Source organism: Actinoplanes sp. CA-142083, assembly GCF_050942195.1.
Lineage (GTDB): Bacteria > Actinomycetota > Actinomycetes > Mycobacteriales > Micromonosporaceae > Actinoplanes.
On sequence record NZ_CP192076.1, the window covers coordinates 2396342 to 2415047 of the forward strand.

At 70.1% G+C, this 18706-nt stretch carries 13 protein-coding genes; 6 read left to right on the top strand and 7 right to left on the bottom strand.

Features of this window, described 5'->3' with window-relative positions; translation table 11 throughout:
• Nucleotides 1-26 precede the first annotated feature (26 nt).
• A complete protein-coding gene (locus ACQPZX_RS11350) occupies nucleotides 27-995 on the top strand; it encodes a helix-turn-helix domain-containing protein (RefSeq protein WP_433378254.1) in 969 nt (322 codons plus the stop codon).
• A gap of 25 nt (nucleotides 996-1020) precedes the next feature.
• Nucleotides 1021-1779 (top strand): SDR family NAD(P)-dependent oxidoreductase, encoded by a 759-nt coding sequence (locus ACQPZX_RS11355; protein WP_433378257.1) that lies wholly within the window; start codon nucleotides 1021-1023, stop codon nucleotides 1777-1779.
• A gap of 3 nt (nucleotides 1780-1782) precedes the next feature.
• Here ACQPZX_RS11355 and ACQPZX_RS11360 read toward each other — a convergent pair whose 3' ends face one another.
• The 4 genes from ACQPZX_RS11360 to ACQPZX_RS11375 form a co-directional block, all read right to left on the bottom strand.
• Nucleotides 1783-2427, bottom strand: a complete 645-nt coding sequence (locus ACQPZX_RS11360) for a response regulator (protein ID WP_433378260.1) — start codon at nucleotides 2425-2427, stop codon at nucleotides 1783-1785.
• On the bottom strand, nucleotides 2424-4409 hold the full coding sequence (locus ACQPZX_RS11365; RefSeq protein ID WP_433378263.1) for a histidine kinase: 1986 nt from the start codon (nucleotides 4407-4409) through the stop codon (nucleotides 2424-2426). The genes ACQPZX_RS11360 and ACQPZX_RS11365 overlap by 4 nt, the downstream gene beginning before the upstream one ends.
• A gap of 57 nt (nucleotides 4410-4466) precedes the next feature.
• Complete coding sequence (locus ACQPZX_RS11370; RefSeq protein ID WP_433378265.1) at nucleotides 4467-5153, bottom strand: hypothetical protein; 687 nt, start codon at nucleotides 5151-5153, stop codon at nucleotides 4467-4469.
• A gap of 118 nt (nucleotides 5154-5271) precedes the next feature.
• Entirely contained in the window at nucleotides 5272-5457 is a 186-nt protein-coding gene (locus ACQPZX_RS11375) for a type II toxin-antitoxin system HicB family antitoxin (protein WP_433378268.1), read from the bottom strand.
• Between the two features lie 232 nt (nucleotides 5458-5689).
• Here ACQPZX_RS11375 and ACQPZX_RS11380 point away from each other — a divergent pair, with 232 nt between their 5' ends.
• A complete protein-coding gene (locus tag ACQPZX_RS11380; protein WP_433378271.1) occupies nucleotides 5690-11863 on the top strand; it encodes a polymorphic toxin-type HINT domain-containing protein in 6174 nt (2057 codons plus the stop codon).
• Nucleotides 11864-11881: 18 nt separating this feature from the next.
• Entirely contained in the window at nucleotides 11882-12337 is a 456-nt protein-coding gene (locus ACQPZX_RS11385; RefSeq protein ID WP_433378274.1) for a hypothetical protein, read from the top strand.
• A gap of 52 nt (nucleotides 12338-12389) precedes the next feature.
• Here ACQPZX_RS11385 and ACQPZX_RS11390 read toward each other — a convergent pair whose 3' ends face one another.
• The gene (locus ACQPZX_RS11390) at nucleotides 12390-12674 is read right to left on the bottom strand and encodes a hypothetical protein (protein WP_433378277.1); all 285 of its coding nucleotides are present in this window, start codon (nucleotides 12672-12674) and stop codon (nucleotides 12390-12392) included.
• A gap of 245 nt (nucleotides 12675-12919) precedes the next feature.
• Here ACQPZX_RS11390 and ACQPZX_RS11395 point away from each other — a divergent pair, with 245 nt between their 5' ends.
• Nucleotides 12920-14047: a helix-turn-helix domain-containing protein gene (locus tag ACQPZX_RS11395; RefSeq protein ID WP_433378280.1), complete on the top strand. Its 1128-nt coding sequence runs from the start codon at nucleotides 12920-12922 to the stop codon at nucleotides 14045-14047.
• A complete protein-coding gene (locus ACQPZX_RS11400; RefSeq protein WP_433378283.1) occupies nucleotides 14020-15240 on the top strand; it encodes a hypothetical protein in 1221 nt (406 codons plus the stop codon). Before ACQPZX_RS11395 ends, ACQPZX_RS11400 begins: the two co-directional genes overlap by 28 nt.
• Here ACQPZX_RS11400 and ACQPZX_RS11405 read toward each other — a convergent pair.
• Nucleotides 15131-16219: an MFS transporter gene (locus tag ACQPZX_RS11405; protein WP_433378286.1), complete on the bottom strand. Its 1089-nt coding sequence runs from the start codon at nucleotides 16217-16219 to the stop codon at nucleotides 15131-15133. The genes ACQPZX_RS11400 and ACQPZX_RS11405 overlap by 110 nt on opposite strands.
• Before the next feature lie 96 nt (nucleotides 16220-16315).
• On the bottom strand, nucleotides 16316-18667 hold the full coding sequence (locus ACQPZX_RS11410; protein WP_433378289.1) for an ATP-binding cassette domain-containing protein: 2352 nt from the start codon (nucleotides 18665-18667) through the stop codon (nucleotides 16316-16318).
• Nucleotides 18668-18706: the final 39 nt, after the last annotated feature.

The following is an 18706-nucleotide window of genomic DNA, read 5'->3' on the forward strand; positions in this document are numbered from 1 at the left end:
CTGGAGGCCACCCGCGGAGGTTGATCATGATCGATGTGGTGAGCACGGAGGAGCTGCCCCCGGCCGAGCGCTTCGACTACTGGCGGCACGCGGTCTCCGAGGCGTTCGTGCCGCTCGACGCGTCCCGCACCGGCAGCGGCGCCTTCCGCGGCGAGCTGCGGGGGGCGAGCCTGGGCCCGCTGCGGCTCTACCAGGTCGACGCCGACAGTCACCAGGTGCGGCGCACCAGCCGGCTGATCTCCGCCGAGCAGGGCGACTACTTCAAGCTCGGCCTCCAGCGCGCCGGCGGCAGCGTGCTCGTCCAGGACGGCCGCGACGCGGTCCTGCGCCCCGGCGACTTCGCCGTCTACGACACGACAAGGCCGTACACGTTCTCTTTCGACGACCCCTGCGAGCTGCTCGTCCTCATCTTCCCGCGTGCCCTCCTCGGCCTCTCCGCCGGCGACGTCGGCAAGATCACCGCTACCAGGTTCTCCGGCACGGCCGGCCTCGGCGGGCTGATCAGCTCCTTCCTGGCCCGCGCCGCCGACGTGCTCGACGACGTCGACGTGCGCGACAACCAGCGCCTCGGCACCAACGTTCTCGACCTGCTCACCACCGCGCTGGCCGGCCACCTCGACACCCGTCCCGCCGACCCCGGCGCCGTGCACCGGGCGCTGTTCACCGGCGCGGTCACGTATATCGACCGCCACCTCGGAGACGCCTGGCTGACCCCCGACCAGGTCGCCGCCGCGCAGCACATCTCCACGCGATACCTGCACAAGCTCTTCCAGGCCGAGGGCGCCACGGTGTCCGCGTGGATCCGCCGCCGCCGTCTCGAGGCCTGCCGGCACGACCTGATGGCCACGGCCCGCCCGGTCAGCGCGATCGGCGCCCGCTGGGGCCTGCCGGACGCCGCCCACTTCAGCCGGTTGTTCCGGGCCGCGTACGGCGCGAGTCCCCGCGATTTCCGCGCGCTCAGTCAAGCGCTGTGCGCTGGTGAGCAAGACTCCTGACCCGCCGGAATCGAAGATGGCCGTCGTGGGACGGTTGGACGACCAGGTGGCTCTGATCACCGGCGGCGAGGGCAGCGTCGGCATGGCGACCGCGCGGGCTTTCATCCATGAGGGCTGCCGCGTGGCGCTGGCGGGCATCTCATCCGACGGCCTGGCGGCCGCACGCCGCGAGCTGGGCGATGAGGTGGCGCTTTTTACGCGTACGGATGTCACGGATCCCGCGTCGGTGAAAGCGGCCGTGAGCGAGGCGGTGAGCCGGTGGGGCCGCCTGGATGTGATCTTCTCGAATGCCGGCATCGCCGGCGTGATCGCGCCGGTGGCGTCCTATCCGGACGACGAATTCGACCGGGTGATGGCCGTGCACGTGCGTGGCTCGTTCCTGACCTGCAAGTACAGCCTGGCGGCCATGCCCGACGGCGGCCGCATCATCATCAATTCCAGCGTGGTGGGATTGACGTCGGACGCGGGCATCAGCGCCTATGCGACGGCCAAGCACGCGCTGGTGGGATTGATGCGGACGCTGGCGAAAGAGGTGGCCCACCGATCGATTCGCGTCAATACCATTCACCCGGGACCGATCGACAACGACTTCCAGCACGCGATCGAAGTGGCCGCCACGGGTGCGCCCGCCGACCGGGCGGCCGAGGTCTTCAACGAGATGATCCCGCTGCGGCGGCACGCGACGCCGGAGGAGATAGCGGCGGCGGTGCTGTTCCTGGCCGGCCCGGAGAGCTCGTTCATGACCGGCACGACGCTGGTCGTGGACGGCGGCATGAGCGTCTAACGGCTATTTCGCGCCGCCGAGGCCGGCCTCCCGCGCCCGTACGATGGCCTGCGCCCGGTCGGCCACGCGCAGCTTGGCCAGAATCGCCGACAGGTAGTTGCGGACTGTCTTGTCGCTCAGCGAAAGCCGCCGGGCCACCGCGAGGTTGTCCAGCCCGCGCGCGACCAGGTCGAGCACGTCCAGCTCGCGCTGGGTCAGCTCGGGGAACGGCGAACCGGCCGTGCGGGCGCCGGTCAGGAAGCCCAGCGCCCGGTGCGCGACCGCGGCCGAGAGGAGGGTGTCGCCGTTGGCGATGGCGCGCACGGCTCGCTCCAGCTCGGCCGGTGAGGCGCCCTTCAACAGATAGCCGCGGGCGCCGGCCCGCATCGCGGCGAAGACCGAATCGTCGTCGTCGAGCATGGTGAGCACCAGGATCCGGCGGTGCGGATCATCCCGTACGAGAGCAGCCGTTGCCTCCACCCCCGAACCGTTGCCGAGGTTCAGGTCCATCAGCACCACGTCGGGGTTGGTGGCGGGCACGACTTCGAGCGCCGACGGCAGGTCGGCGGCCTCACCGACCAGTTCGATGTCGTCGAGCGAGTACAGCAGCGCGCGCACGCCCATCCGGAACATCGGATGGTCGTCGACGATCACGACGCGGATGCTCATCGGGGCACCACCACCTGCACGAGCGTGCCGTGCGGGACGGCCTCGGCCACCTGCACCGTGCCGCCCAGCTCGGCGGCGCGTTCCCGCATCGAGCGCAGGCCGACGCCCGGCTCGATGTCGCTCTCGGCGTCGCCGAGGCCCTGGCCGTCGTCGGCGATCTCCAGGCGGACCGACTCGCCGGTCACCGTGAGGCGCACGGCGCAGTTCTCGGCCCGCGCGTGCCGGCGGGCGTTCACCAGCGCCTCCGCCGCGATGCCGTAGAGGCCGGCGGCCAGCTCCGGCGGCAAGTCATCGGCGTCGCCCTCGATGTCGGCGGCGACGGCCAGCTCCCGGTCGCCGAGCCGGGTGGACAGCTCGGCCAGCGCGGTGCCGAGGCCGTGCTGCTCGAGCGACGGCGGGAGCAGCGCGCGGGAGAGCGTCCGCACGTCCTCGGCGCTGCGGTCGAGGTCGGCGCGGAGCAGGTCCAGCAGGTCGTCGGCTTCTTCAGGGCGGTCGGCGGCCAGCAGGTTGCGGGCGCCCTGGACGGTGAGCGCTACGCCGACCAGGGTGGGGCCGAGGCGGTCGTGCAGCTCCCGGCGGAGCAGCCGGCGCTCCTCGACGCGCGCCGCGGTGGTGCGGCGGCGGGCCGCGTCCAGTTCGGAGGTGAGCACGGCCAGGCGGGCCACGGCGGCGATCGGGCCGGCCAGCGCGGCCAGCTCGCGGGAGGTGCGGGCGTCGAGGCGCTCGCCGGGAGCGCCGGTCACCGCCAGGACGCCGACCGGGCCGTCTCCCAGGCTCAACGCCACCTCCAGCGGCGGGCCGCCCGGGGTGCCCGCGGTGGCGAGCGTCTGATCGCCGACGCGCAGCTCGGCCGAGTGCAGACGGAGGGCGTCGCGGACCGCTTCGAGCGCGCCGGTCACCGGGCCGGCGGCGTCGGTGCCGATGCGGCGGGCGACCTGCTCCGCCGCGGCGCCCCGGCGCGCGGCCGGCCCGCGTACGAGATGATCGACCCGATCCTGGAGCCACGTGCGGGCCGGGAACACCGCGACCGCGAGGGTTCCGGCGGCGATGGCGCCGGCCGCGCCGCCGGGCAGGGGCACGAAATGCACGACCGCCTGCGCGATCACCACGTACGCGGCCACCGATCCCGCCGTGAGCAGCGACCAGACCAGCGTGCGGCTGACCGCGACGTCGATCCCCCAGAGCCGCTGCCGGAGCACGACCGCGAGCGTCGCGGCCGGGAAGAAGGCCTGCGCGGCGAGGTGCAACACCGGCGTCACCGACGCGTACGCGAGGGGCGCCGAAACGGGCAGCGGCACGGCCAGCGGGACGAACGACAGGGCCATCAACGCCGAGCCGATCGCGAGCCAGCCGAGCCCGCGGCGGCGATCCTCGGGCAGCCGCCGCCATCGCCGGACCGCATCGCCGGTCGCGGCAAGACCGAGAAACACCACCACCGTCATCTGTACGGGCAGAGTGTTCTCGACGAACGCGTCCCACTCGGGTGAGCCGACCCGGATGAGGCCATTGACCGGCCGGATGACCCGCATCAGCGTGATGGCGGCGCTGACCGCGGCGCCGGCGGCCACCGCGGCCCGGGCGTGCCGGGGGAGTGGCTCGTCGCGGACCAGCCACGGCACCACGGTGATCAGGGCAAGCGTGCCGGGCACCCAGGCGGTGCCGACAACGTCGGTGAGCTGCTCGGCGAACGGCGGGCCGCCCGCGACCTCGAGCAGCGGATAGCGCTGCCCGATCGCGGCGAGGCCGTCACCGATCGCCGCCAGCGCGGCCAGCGCGCCCACGAGAAGTGCGCCGCGGGCGATCAGCAGGCCGGCGAGCAGCCCGTAGACGACGGCCACGACGACGTCGTTGAGGAAGAACCACTCGGTCCAGGCCTCGTCGGTGCGCGAGAACGGCAGCATCACCAGGGCGGCGAAGGCCGTGCACAAAGCAACGGCGACGACCGTGGTCGCCGCCGTGCGGTGCTTCGAAGTGCCGGACACCGGGACATGATGCCAGCTCAGCGGCCCGTGGCCGGTCAGCCGACCGGCTCGGGACGACTACGACGGTCGGCGGCGCAGGCCGAACGCCGCCCCGGCCACGACCAGCCAGATCGCGCCGAGGTAGCCGGTCAGGTACTGCTGCGGCAGCACGTTGACGGCGATCATGAGCAGGCTGAACAGGGCACTGACCCAGCCGAGCCAGCGCGGGGCGGCCCCGTGCCGCAGCGCCGCCCAGGTGACCGAGATGGTGGTCAGCAGCAGGCCGGTCCACACCCAGGGCAGGGTGTCCATGAGCCGCTGCAGGCTCATCGCGATGTCCGGATCGGCCGGGTTGTACTCGTGGATCACCTGGAAGAACACCTCGGTGACCGGGCCCGAGCCGGCCAGGGTCAGCGCGGCCACGAGCACAGTGCCCCAGCCGGCGAGGTCCGGCAGCAGCGAGCCGGCCGGCGACTGGGCGGCCAGCCAGCGACGCAGGCCGGCCCCGAAGACCACGGCCGTCAGCCCGCTGAACACCAGCATCGGCAGCACGGCGGCGATGACGAACCGGTTGTCGTACGACTCGGTGTACATCTTGGAGGCGTCGGCGTAGACGCTTTCCTGGCTGAAGACCGCGAGGCTCGACTCCAGAACGAGCGCGGCGAACCCGACGACGCCGGCGAGCACGCCGGCGACCGTCCAGCCGCGCCCGGCCGTGGCAACCGGCACTACCGCCGGGGCGGAGGTCACGGCAGCTTCACTCATGGGTGGGACTCCTTCGAACGTGCGGGGCAGGTTTGCCCGGCGCTCGTTCACGTTGTCCCGCCCGCCGTCCCGGTTTCCACGGACACCGGTCCCGCCTTTCCGGGATCCCGTACGTGGTTTACGGCGCCCCGAATTCCTCGATGAGGCCCAGCAGCGCCTCGCGGAGGTCATCCAGAGCCTCTTCCTCGGTCGCGCCCTCGCCGTGCGCACCGACGCCGGGGCGCAGCTGGGCGTGGGCGCACCACACGCCGTCCTCGTCGCGCTCGACGACGACGGGCACGGTCACCGTGCGCTGTTCGGCCACGTCGCAACATATCGCGGCGGGCGGCCGAAAGGTGTCGGTGCCTTCTCCATGCGGCTGGGCATGGCGCTAGTTTACGTGTGACCAGAGGCGGAGTCCAGCCCGTTCGATTGGGAGCGCTCCCAGCGACAAAAGTCAATCCCCACTTTGGTGGGTTGATTCGATCTTCGTCTATGCGGCAGCGTGGCCCGCGGACTGCAAAACGCCACATCCACGGGGGGATTGTCTCGTGCGCGTGTCTGCTCGATTCCGGCTGCTCTGCCATGCCCTGATCCTGGCCATAGTCGCCGCCTATCTCGTTGCCTCGCCGATGTCGCCGGCTTCCGCGGCCCCGGTCGCGACGCCCGGCGCCGGCCCGGCGCACAGCCCACTACCGGCCACTGCCACCGCCAACCACGGCCTGCCGGCCGGCCGGGCGGCGCCACCGGTCCCGCCTGCCGCGGAGGCCGCCGGCCCACCGGCGAAACCCAGCGCCGCCGAGAAGGCGAAGCGCAAGACCATGGCCGCCGCGGTGGCCCAGGCGCAGGCCGCGGTGCCCGGCCGCCCGATCGCCCGGCCGGGCTTCCTGCTCGGCGACACCTCGCTCGTCGTCTACTGGGACGCCGAGGTCGACGAGGGCAACCCGGACTCCTGGGCTCGCTGGTTCGCCACCGTCACGGACACCGAGACGGCCGCCGAGCAGCGGTCGGCCGTCCTGGCGAAGAAGGACCTGAGCCGCTGCTTCGACCCGGCCCTGCTGTGCCGCAGCTTCGGCTCGGCCGACGGCTGGGTGCTCGACCCGGCGCGTACCTACACGGTCACCGTCACCGAGGTCGCGCCGGACGACACCGAGCTGACCAGCGCGCCGTCCGCGCCGGCGCACCCGCGGAAGACCGACGACGTGCCGGCGTTGCCGGCGGGTCAGGCGGCCGGCTGCGGCTGCGCCACGGTGCTCGGCCCGACCGTGGTCGCCCAGGCGCTGCGCGGCGCCACGGTGAACACCGGCACCGGCGCGTATCTGCGGGTGGAGCGGGACTTCGCGATGCCCTCGTACGGCATCCCGTTCGACCACGCCCGCTACTACTCGTCCGGAAACGTCGCGACCGGCATGTTCGGGGCGGGCTGGAGCTCGTCGTACGACATCCGGGTGATCTCCGCCGACAACGGCGCGGCCCGGGTGCGCGCCGAGGACGGCTCGGAGGCGGTCTACACCGCGACGGCCGCCGGCGGTTTCGACGCTCCGGCGGGCGTACGCGCGAAGTTGTCCAAGGTGGACGGGGGCTGGCAGCTCGTGCCGCCGGACCGGCGGGTGCTGCGTTTCGACGCCAACGGCCTGCTGCAGTCGATCAAGAACGCGCGTGGGCTCGGCGTCACCCTCGGCTACACCTCGGCCGGGCTGCTCAGCACGGTCACCGACGCGAGCGGCCGGGTGGTGCGCCTCGAGTCGCGGGCCGATCTGCGGCTGATCACCAAGATCACGCTGCCGGACGGCCGGTCGACCCAGTTCGACTACCAGGACGGGCGCCTGCTCAAGGTGCAGGACCCGCGCGGCTACGTGACCTCGTACGGCTATGACGCCTCCGGCCGGCTCGCCGAGATCACCGACGCGCGCGGCCACAAGCTGATCCGCAACACGTACGACGCCGGCGGTCGCGTCGCGACGCAGCTGGACCCGCTGGGCGCCAAGACGACCTTCGCCTGGGACGCCGGGCAGCAGATCGCCCGCACCACCGATCCGGACGGCGTCGCGATTGTCGACGGCTACAAGAACAACGTCCTGCTCTACAGCCAGAACGCCGGCAACGACACGACCAACCACCGCTACACCGGCAAGCTGAACAAGAGCCTGGTGGTCGACCCGAAGGGCAACCAGGAGGAGACCCGCTTCGACGAGGAGGGCAACCCCGTCTCGCGCACGGCGCCGGAGCCCTTCGCCTTCACGACGGTCAACTCGTTCGACAACCGCAGCAACCTCACGGCGTACAAGGACGGCCGGGGCAACACCTGGGAGTACCAGTACAACGAGTTCAACGAGATGGTCGCGCAGCGCGACCCCAAGCAGGACACCGGCTACAAGTACGAGTACGACGCCAAGGGCCAGCTGACCTCGCGCACCGACCCGCGCGGCAAGGTCACGAAGTACGAGTACGACGCCAACGGCGACCGCACGGCCGAGGTCTCGCCGACCGGCCGGCGCTCCGAGATGACGTACGACGGCACCGGCCGGCTCGCCTCGGTGGTCGACCCGCGCGGCACGGTGTCCGGCGGCAACAAGGACGCCTACCGCACCCGGTACGTCTACGACCCGCAGAGCCAGATCCTCGAGGTCTGGCAGCCGGGCAAGTCCCAGCCGTTCCGGACCGTCTACGACGAGCTCGGCAACGTGGTCGTCTCCACCGACCCGCTGAGCAACTCCGCCCGCTACACGTACGACGACGCCAGCCGCCGCGTCGAGACCAAGTCCCCGATCGGCAACGTCAGCTCGACCAGGTACACGCCCGGCGGCCGGCGCGCCTCGGTGACCGACGGCGAGGGCAACACCACCAGCTGGACGTACGACATCAACGGGCGGGTCGCGACCGAGACGTCGCCGCGGGGCAACGCCGACCCGGCGCACAAGGACCTGTTCACCGCGGTCTTCCACTACGACTACAACGGCAACCTGATCCGCGCCGACCGGCCGTACGGCTCGAACGGCGAGCGGGTCGAGGTGGACACCAAGTTCGACGCGCTGGACCGGCCCACCGGGCAGAAGGACCAGTTCAAGAAGGACACCGCGGTCTCGTACGACAACAACGGCAACGTCGTCGAGATGACCAACGAGCGCGGCGAGACGCTGACCAGCAGCTTCGACGCGGCCAACCGGCGTACCGGAAGCTCCGGGCCGGGGGCGGGCGCGGCCGGCATCGAGTACGACGACGCCGGCAACCCGATCAAGCAGACCACCCCGACCGGTGGCGTGGTCACAACCAAGTACGACGACGACGGCCGGGTCGCCGCGGTCACCGAGCCGCGCGGCAACGTCTCCGGCGCGAACCCGGACGACTACACCACGAAGTACACGTACGACCGGGCCGGCAACCCCGAGACGGTGACCGACCCGCTCGGCAACGTCAGCAAGGCCACCTACGACGCGATCGACCGGCCCACGGCCCAGATCGACGCCAACGGCAACACCACCAAGTTCGCGTACGACGACGCGGACCGCCTGGCCAAGGTGACCGGCCCGGACGCGCCCGGCGGCCAGTCGCTGGCCTACACCTACAACGCCGACGGCCAGGTGATCAAGCGGACCGACCCGCTCGGCCGGGTCGCCTCCATCGAGTACGACCGGGCCGGCCGCACCACGGTCAGCACCGACCCGCTCGGCCGGCGCCGCGAGTACGTCTACGACGCCGACTCCAACCTGATCGAGGAGGTCACCGCCCGCATCGTCGAGCCCGGCCGCCCCGACCCGAACCGCCCGGCCCGCACGGTCTTCTACGCCTACGACAACCTGGGCCGGCTGACCAGCAAGCAACTCGGCTCGGACGGCGTCACCTACACGTACGGCTATGACGGCAAGAACCGGCTGACCAGCGCGGCCGATCCGGTCGGCGTGCAGTCCTACGCCTACGACGAGACCGACCGGCTCACCTCGACCACCCGCGGTGGCGAGACGTTCAAGTACGACTACGACAGCGAGGACCGGGTCACCGGGCGCACCTACCCGGACGGCACGCACATCGGCGCCACCTACGACGAGGGCAACCGGGTCAAGACGCTGACCGCCACGCGGGGGGAGTCGAGCGCCGGCTACCAGTTCTCGTACGACGTCGCGGACAACCTCACCGGCATCACCTACCCGGCGTCGACCGGCATCAGTGAGCACCGCGACTACGACCGGGCCGGCCGGATGACCCGGATCGCCGCCACCAAGGGCGAGACCACGCTGTCCGCGTTCGACCTGGATCTCGACAAGGTCGGCAACCCGGCCCGGATCACCGAGACCACCGGCGAGCCCGGCCAGCCGACGATCACCGAGTCGACCGCGTACACCTACGACGCCGCGAACCGGCTCACCGCCGAGTGCTTCGGCGCGCAGGCGTGCTCGGGCGCGGTCGCCGAGCGGACCGATTACACGTACGACCTGGTCGGCAATCGCAAGACGATGACCCGCAAGGCGCCGGGCGAGAACACCACGACCAGCTACGCGTACGACGGCGCGGACCAACTGATCACCGAGAGCGTCACGGGCAGCCGGACCAGCAGCCGGTCCTTCGCGTACGACCTCGAGGGCAACCAGACGCAGGCCGGCAGTGACAAGTTCACGTACGCCCTCGACCACACGATGACGTCGGCCACCGCCAACGGCCGCACCACCAATTACACGTACGACGCGGCCGGCAACCGGATCGCGGCGGTCTCCGGCGACCAGACCCAGACCTGGAGCTGGGACCTCAACGCCGGCCGGGCGCTGCTCGCCCAGGAACGGCAGACCGACGCCACCGGCACGGTCGGCCGGGACTACCTGTACGACCCGTCCGGTCAGCCGCTCGCCCTGCTCGTCCCGTCGGCGGACGCGCTGGGCGCCCACTCCTACCTGCGAGACTGGCTCGGCGGCATCGCCGGGGTGGTCTCGCCGGCCGGCGCCCCGGAGTGGAGCTACGACTACGACGCGTTCGGGGTGAGCCGCGGGATCACCAAGGCCGCCGACGACGCGCCGGCCAACCCGATCCAGTACGCGGGCACCTACCAGGACGTCAGCCAGGGCGACCGGTACGCGATGGGCGCCCGCAGCTACGACCCGTCGACCGGGCGGTTCGCCTCGGCCGACCCGGTGGCACAGCCGGGCACCGACCAGGCGGTGTCGACGTACTCGTACACGAACGCCCGCCCGACCGCGCTGACCGACCCGACCGGTGGCGATCCCGCCGACGGCAAGACCGGCATGACCGACGCGTACGTCGCGTACTACTCGGGATGCGCCAACAACCCGGCGGCCTGCGGCGCGATGACCGACGGCAACACGCCGGCCGGTGGCGAGGGCGAGCAGCAGACCGAGAACCCGGACTGGCTGAACTCCAAGAAGATCGTCGACGAGGCCGAGGGCTTCGTGAAGATGATCGGCGACGAGATCGTCAACCTGATCCTCGATCTGGTCGGCTTCAACGACGCCAAGGCGTGCATCACCGAGGGCGACATCGTCGCCTGCATCTCCACGGCGCTGCAGGCGGTGCCCTGGGGCAAGATGTTCAAGGCCGCCAAGGTCGCGATCAAGGCGATCGGCGTCGGCCGCCGGCTGATCGACGCGTACGGCCGGCTCAAGTCGGCCAAGAACGCGTTGTCCGCGATCCCACGCTGGATCAAGAAGGCCACCCGCACCGCGGACGAGGCAGCCAGCAGCAAGAAGTACGCCGACGAAGCGGCCAAGGCGGCGAAGGGCGCCAAGGACGCGGGCGGCAAGGCGAAGGCGACCTCGCAGAAGGCCGCCGACAACGCCAAACGGGCGAAGAAGAAAGAGTCCTCGACCGGCGAGAGCTGCAAGGTCGCGAAGGGCGGCAAGGCCCGCCTGGCGTCCAACTCGTTCGCGGCCGGCACCTTGGTGCTGCTCGCCGACGGCAGCACCAAGCCGATCGAGAAGCTGCAGCCCGGCGACACGGTCCAGGCCACCGACACGGCGACCGGGCTGAGCGAGCCGCAGCAGGTGACCGCCACGGTGGTCGGCACCGGCGACAAGGACCTGATCGACCTGACCCTGGCCGGCGCCGGGGCCGGGGGCGGCGGCCCGCCGTCGGTCGTCACCGCCACCGCCGGGCACAAGTTCTACAGCCTCGACCGCGCCGCATGGGTGCCCGCCGCGGAGCTCAAGCCCGGCGAGACCCTCCGCGACGCCGACGGGGACCAGGTCACCGTCGTACGGCGGGCCGAACGGGCCGCCACCACGACCGTCTACAACCTCACGGTCAGCGACACCCACACGTACTACGTGGTCGCCGGCCAAGCCACCGTCCTGGTCCACAACTGCGGCGGCCCCGAGGAGATCGACGGGAAGCTCGCCCGGGACCGCGCGGAGGAACTGCAGTCCCTCCGCAACGACTACCCGAACGCCGCCAACCACGGCACCACCGCGGTGATCGGCGTCTTCAACAAGACGACCCAACGCTGGACCAACCACGTCGCGATCAACGGTGGCGGCGCGATGCCGAGCACGTGGACGCTCCGGGCGGGCGAGAAGTTCGTCCAGGGCACCGGCCATGCCGAGGAGACGATTCTCGCCAACCTCGGGCCGGACGAGATTGTAGGATTCGGCGGCACGTCCCGGAACATCTGCCGGGACACCTGCTATCCGCTGCTCAACGGCAACGGCATGAGATTCGGCGGCGCCGGCTACTTCGGCGGCCGGGCCGACAAGACACCGTTCTCGTACTTCTGGCAGGAGGACTGGTAGACCGTGGACAGTGTCCGGTTGACGGAGGCGCTCGGCTATTCCGTCGGTGACCTTCTCGTGATCTCGGCGGAGGCGTTCGACGCACGTGTCGGCGGCACCACCCGGCAGCGCGTGCTCATCGACTGGCCGTGGTGGGAGTCCGACCCCGACTCCGCCAACTCATGGGACGGCACCGTGGGTTTCCCGCGCGACCCGGACGCGTACGACTGGGGCAACACCCCGTGGCGTCTCGAGCCCGATCCGTCCGAGCTCGAGACCGGCGACGCGTGCTTCGTCGGCATCCCGCCGACCGAGGTGCGGGTAACCGCAATCGAGAGATACGAGCCACCCGCCGATTTCGGCTTCCTGCCCCGCCCGGAGTACGTGATGGAGGTAGTCCCCACCGACCTGCTCGACGACGACGACGCCGGCTACGTCATCTACTTGAACGGCGCCGAGCCCATCGAGCTGGAGCGGATCGCGGAGGAAGATTAGCGTTCCGGGGCTCGCGGCGGTCCCGCCCTGACCGCCGCGAGCATCCAGGGGGTCAAGCGCCGGCGACGGCGCTGACCGTGATCTTGACCAGCGTGAAGACCGCCAGAAGTGCGGAAACGACGACGATCGCCTGCACGATGTAGACGAAAAGCTTGACGACGATCCTGACGACCACGACGAAGGCCACCGCACAGCCGAGCGAGTAGGCCGTCAGCTCGGCCCGCGACGCATCGGGACCAGGGGCTGCGGCGCCGCTGAGGGCGAGAAGGACGATGACTCCGACCACGATCGGAAGTCCCTGTTTGATCCGGCTGACCGTGCCTCGTGCGTTCGGCATAACGGACTCCTCGAGGAGGAATTCGCCAGGGCGGGGCGTAGTCGTGAACTTCAGGAAACTTGAATGAACTTCAGGCCCTTAGATTAGGCGTCCTGAATATCGTCAGCAAGGAGCGAGTGGATTCAGTCATGTTCACGCCGCCGACACGCCGCGCGTCATCTGCGATTGTGCGCTCCTGACCTGGTACTAATGCTGATCAAGCTCTAAACTCTTTGGACTCCTGAAAGTTCAGTGAGGATCAGCTCATGCAACCGGCAGCGCGACCTGATGCCCGCCTCGCACGGCGCCTGCGGTCCCTGAGGCAGCAGCACTGGCCGGGCGTCAAGATCACCCAACAGCAGATTGCCGAGGCTCTCGGCGGCGAGAACCCTTTGAGCCTGTCCCTGATCTCCTCGTGGGAATCCACCCGAAAACCCATCCTGCCCCCGACGAACCGGCTCATCGGATATGCCACCTTCTTCGCCAGCCGGCGATCCGTGGCGTCCGAGCCGGCCCGCCTGCTCGACGAGAGCGAGCTCGGCGAGGACGAGCGCGTGGTGCGGGACGGGCTCTACACCGAGCTGCTCAGCCTGCGCTTCCCGGATACGCCGCCGAACGGAGACGGGCCCGGCGTGTTCGGCGCCCGGCCGCTGCCTCTCGCGGGTTCGGTCGAGGACACCATCGGCGGCGGCACCTGGTTCTTCCCCGACCAGCGGCCGATCATCATCGTGAGCGGAGGGCTGCCGAGGCCGTACCGCGAGCGGATGCTGTTCACCAATCCACAGGATCCCGACTACATCCGCTCGTACAGCCTGGCGGACCTCGACGCGTTGATCGAGGTTCATGGGCACATCCGGGCGGTGAATCCGGTCGCTGACGTGCGCATCCTGCGATCGGAAGAGATGCACGAGGATGACTTCAGCGCGCACCTCGTGCTGATCGGCGGCGTCGACTGGAACCCCGTCAACCGCGACGTCACCCGGCGCCTCGATCTTCCCGTACGGCAACAGATGCGTCCCAATGATGAGGACCCCAGTTACTTCTCCACCGCCGAAGGCGATACCTTCACTCCCGTCCTCGATGAGGCGGGCGGCACTCTGTTGGAGGACGTCGCCCACTTCTTTCGTGGGATCAGCCCCTATAACGCTCAACGAACCGTAACGTTGTGCAATGGCATGTACGGCCGCGGAACCTACGGCGCCGTTCGTGCGTTGACCGACGCGAAGTTCCGCGATCGCAACGAAGACTATGTTCGGAAGCGCTTTCGGGATGCGCCGACGTTCAGCATCCTGATGCGGGTCCGGATCAACCTGAACGGAGCCGTGGTGACCCCCGACTGGACGCTGGCAGAGGAGCGGCTGCACGAGTGGCCGCCCACGGTGGGCGACGGGTGAGCACAAGCGCACATCATTCGTCGCACCGGCGTCTCATCACGGATTCGGGGCCGGCTCGCGAGCGCGAAACCGTCGACGCGATCATCGTGCCCAGCGCGCGGAAGGCCGCCGCGCTCGCGGAGGCCGGCCGCCTGGCCGAGGCGCTCGGTTGCACGCTGCTGGTGCTGTGCAGCAAGCATGCGGACGCCCTGGAAGCGATCGCCTACCTGACCCGCTACCCGGGCATCGACCTGATCGCGGTGGACTATCCCGAGGCGGGCGTCCCCAAGCTCCCCGCCATGAAGACGCCGTCGGCCCTCGGCGAGTCGCGACTCAAACGCCGCACCGACACCAGCGCCAAGCGGAATGTCGGGCTCGTGCTGGCCCGGCTGGCCGGCTGGAAGCGCGTGGTGTTCCTCGACGACGACATCGTCGTGCCCGAGCCGACGGATCTGGAGCGCGCCGCCGCGCTGCTCGACACCCGTGACGGCGTGGGCCTCCACATCGGAGGGTTTCACGACAATTCCGTTGTGTGCCATGCGAATCGACAGACCGGGGCTGAGCAGGACACGTTCATCGGCGGCGGCGCGCTGGCCGTGCCGACGGACCGGATCGACTCGTTATTCCCCGAGATCTACAACGAAGATTGGTTCTTCCTGCTCGGCGAGACCATGCTCCGGCCGGTGGCGCAGGTGGGGACCGCGTTGCAGAAGGTGTACGACCCCTTCGCGGATCCCGCCCGGGCCCGCCGCGAGGAGTTCGGCGACGTGCTCGCCGAGGGACTCTTCGCGCTGTTCGACGACGGCGGCAAGATCGGGGATGCCGATCACCGTTACTGGACGATGTTCCTGGAGGCCCGGCGCGCTTTGATCGAGGAGATCAGGGCCCGAGCCTCGCGGCGGGATGACATCCTTCAGTCGCTGGCCGCGTCCAGTGGGCGCCTGCGGTACATCACGCCGGAGAACTGCGTCAGCTATATCGAGGCGTGGCAGCGCGATCGCGAGCGCTGGCGCGGATTCATGAATGGCGTGCGGCCGATCCGAAGCTCGCTGAACGGGCGTAAGCCGATCGAGGCCGCGCTGGATCGGCTCGGCTGGCGGGGATTCACTTGCGAGACGCGAGAATCGGCGACAGCAAAGCGACCACCCCAACCAGCGGCAGAAGTCCGAGCAGGGCGGTCCCCAGCCCCGCGGCGTGCGCCAGCCAGCCGATAGCCAGCGGCCCGAAAATGCTTGCGCAGTAACCGATCGCGGTCATCATCGCGACGGCGGAGGCCGTCGCGATGTTTCCGGCGGCGCTCAGCGCGGCCGGGAAAGCCCAGCAGATGCCGATGCCCCAGCCGAACGCGCCGGCGAACGCCCAGAGGCTCTTCGTGGTGAACACGACCAACCCGATGCCGATGCCGGCCACCACCGCGCCGGCGCGGACCACCCCGGCGGCGCCCACGTGCCGGTGGGGCCGCTCGGCGACGAGCCGCCCGGTGGCCATGGCGGTGACGAAAACCGTATAGCCCAGGGCGGCGGACGAGTGCGACTGGTTTCTCTCCTCGCTCAGGTAGACCGCCAGCCAGTCGCCGGCGCCGCCCTCGACGAGCGCGCCGCAGAACATCAGCACCGCGATCGTCGCCAGGCGCTTGACCGGCCGGCGACGGGGTGAATCCACCGTCTCCGGGCGATGGGCGCCGGTGTCGAATGTGCTGAGGCTCATGGCGCAGAGGACGGCGGCGAGCAGCGAAACCACCACCAGATACGGAGCCAGCCCGATCGCGAGGCGGGCCGCGACCAGGCCCAGGCCGGCCCCGGTCATGCTGCCGACGCTCCACCACCCGTGGAAGCTGCTCATCAGGTGCTTGCCGAGTCCACTCTCGACGGCGTAGCCCTGCACGTTCATGCCGGCGTCCCAGATGCCGCTGCCGATGCCCATCGCGAGCAGCGCGAAGGCGAGCGCCTGTGGCGAACGGCAGAACCCGATCGCGACCAGCGCCGGCAGCGCGACGGCGAAGCCCACGACGAGCACGCGCTTGCCGCCGTACCGGTCGCATGCCGGGCCGGTCAGCACCATGGCGGTCAGCGTGCCCAGGCCGAGCAGGAAGAACGCTACGCCGAGCCGTACGAGATCGGCGTGGGTCTGCTCGAGGATCGCCGGCAGGCGGGACATCCACGATGCCTGCACGGCGCCGCTGACCGCGAACACGAGACTGATTCCTCGAGCGGACCGCACAAGACACCCCCGGCGGTCACTCTAACGGGGGACATCACTCCTCGCCGATCTCACGAGAACGCAGCGTGATCAGTCGCCGACGTACTTGGCCAGGTGCTCGCCGGTCAGGGTCGAGTGGGCGGCGACCAGGTCGCGCGGGGTGCCCTCGAACACCACCTTGCCGCCGTCGTGGCCGGCGCCCGGTCCCAGGTCGATCAGCCAGTCGGCGTGGGCCATAACGGCCTGGTGGTGCTCGATGACGATGACCGACTTGCCCGAGTCGACGATGCGGTCCAGCAGGGCCAGCAAATTCTCCACGTCCGCCAGGTGCAGGCCCGTTGTCGGCTCGTCGAGGACGTAGATGCCGCCCTTCTCGCCCAGGTGGGTCGCCAGCTTCAGGCGCTGGCGCTCGCCGCCCGACAAAGTGGTCAGCGGCTGCCCCAGTGAAAGGTATCCGAGGCCGACGTCCGCGAGCCGCGAGAGGATCGCGTGGGCGGCCGGCGTGCGTGCGTCGCCGGCGCCGAAGAACGGGGCCGCCTCGGCGACCGGCATCGCCAGCACCTCGCTGATGTCCTTGCCGCCCAGCTTGTACTCGAGCACCGAGGCGTCAAAACGCTTGCCCTCGCACACCTCGCAAGTCGTGGCCATGGTGGCGAACATGCCGAGATCGGTGTAGATGACGCCGGCGCCGTTGCAGTTGGGGCAGGCGCCCTCGGAGTTGGCGCTGAAGAGCGCGGGCTTGACGCCGTTCACCTTGGCGAAAGCCTTGCGGATGGGGTCCAGCAAGCCCGTGTACGTGGCGGGGCTGCTCCGCCGCGAACCGCGGATCGCGCCCTGGTCGACGGAGACCACGCCCTCCTGTGGGGACACCGAGCCGTGGATGAGGGAGCTCTTGCCGGAGCCCGCCACGCCGGTCACCACGACCAGCACGCCCAGCGGGATGTCGACGTCGACGTTCTGCAGGTTGTGGGTGTCGGCGCCGCGCACCTTCAGGAAGTCGGTGGGCTTGCGCACCTCCGACTTCAGGGACGCGCGGTCGTCGAGGTGCCGGCCGGTGAGCGTGCCGCTGGCGCGCAGGCCCTGAACCGTACCCTCGAAGACGACCTCGCCACCCCCGGAGCCGGCGCCGGGCCCGAGATCGACGACGTGGTCGGCGATCGCGATCGCCTCGGGCTTGTGCTCGACGACCAGCACCGTGTTGCCCTTGTCGCGCAGCTGGACCAGCAGGTCGTTCATCCGCTGGATGTCGTGCGGGTGCAGGCCGATGGTGGGCTCGTCGAAGACGTAGGTGACATCCGTCAGCGCCGAGCCGAGGTGGCGGATCATCTTGGTGCGCTGGGCCTCGCCGCCGGAGAGGGTGCCGGACGGCCGCTCGAGCGAGAGGTAACCGAGGCCGATCTCCACGAACGAGTCGAGGGTCTCGCCGAGCGCCTTGAGCAGCGGCGCCACCGCCGGGGCGGACAACGATCGGACCCATGAAGCGAGGTCGCTGATCTGCATCGCGCAGCAGTCCGCGATGTTGACGCCGTTGATCTTCGAGGAGCGTGCCTCGGGGGCCAGCCGCGAGCCGCCGCAGTCGGGGCAGGTGGTGAACGTGGCGACCCGCTCGACGAACGCGCGGATGTGCGGCTGGAGCGCGTCGATGTCCTTGGACAGCATGGACTTCTGGATCGAGGGGACCAGCCCCGCGTACGTCAGATTGATGCCCTCGATTTTGACCTTGGTCGGCTCTTTGTAGAGAAGGTCGCCCAGCTCCTTCTTGGTGAACTTCTTGATCGGCTTGTCGCAGTCGAAGTAGCCGACGCCGCGGAAGATCCGCCCGAACCAGCCCTCCATGCTGTAGCCGGGGATCTTGATGGCGCCCTCGTTGATCGACTTGTCCTCGTCGTAGAGCGCCGCCAGGTTGATGTCGTTGACCGAGCCGCGGCCCTCGCAGCGCGGGCACATGCCGCCGAGGATGCTGAAGCTGCGCCGCTCCTTGACCTGCCCGCCGGCCTTGTTGAGGGTGACCGCGCCGGCGCCGCTGACCGACGGCACGTTGAACGAGAACGCCTGCGGCGAGCCGATGTGCGGCTGCCCGATCCGGCTGAACAGGATGCGCAGCATGGCGTTGGCGTCGGTGGCGGTGCCGACGGTCGAGCGCACGTCGCCGCCCATCCGCTCCTGGTCGACGAGGATCGCGGTGGTCAGCCCGTCGAGCACGTCGACGTCGGGCCGGGCCAGCGACGGCATGAAGCCCTGCACGAAAGCGCTGTACGTCTCGTTGATCAGCCGCTGCGACTCGGCGGCGATCGTGCCGAAGACCAGCGAGCTCTTGCCCGAGCCGGAGACGCCGGTGAACACCGTGAGCCGGCGTTTCGGGATCTCGACGCTGACGTCCTTGAGATTGTTGACGCGTGCGCCGTGCACGCGGATCATGTCGTGGCTGTCGGCGGCTTGCATCGTCCCTCTTCCCCGGTCGGACGTCTTTGTCAGGTACGA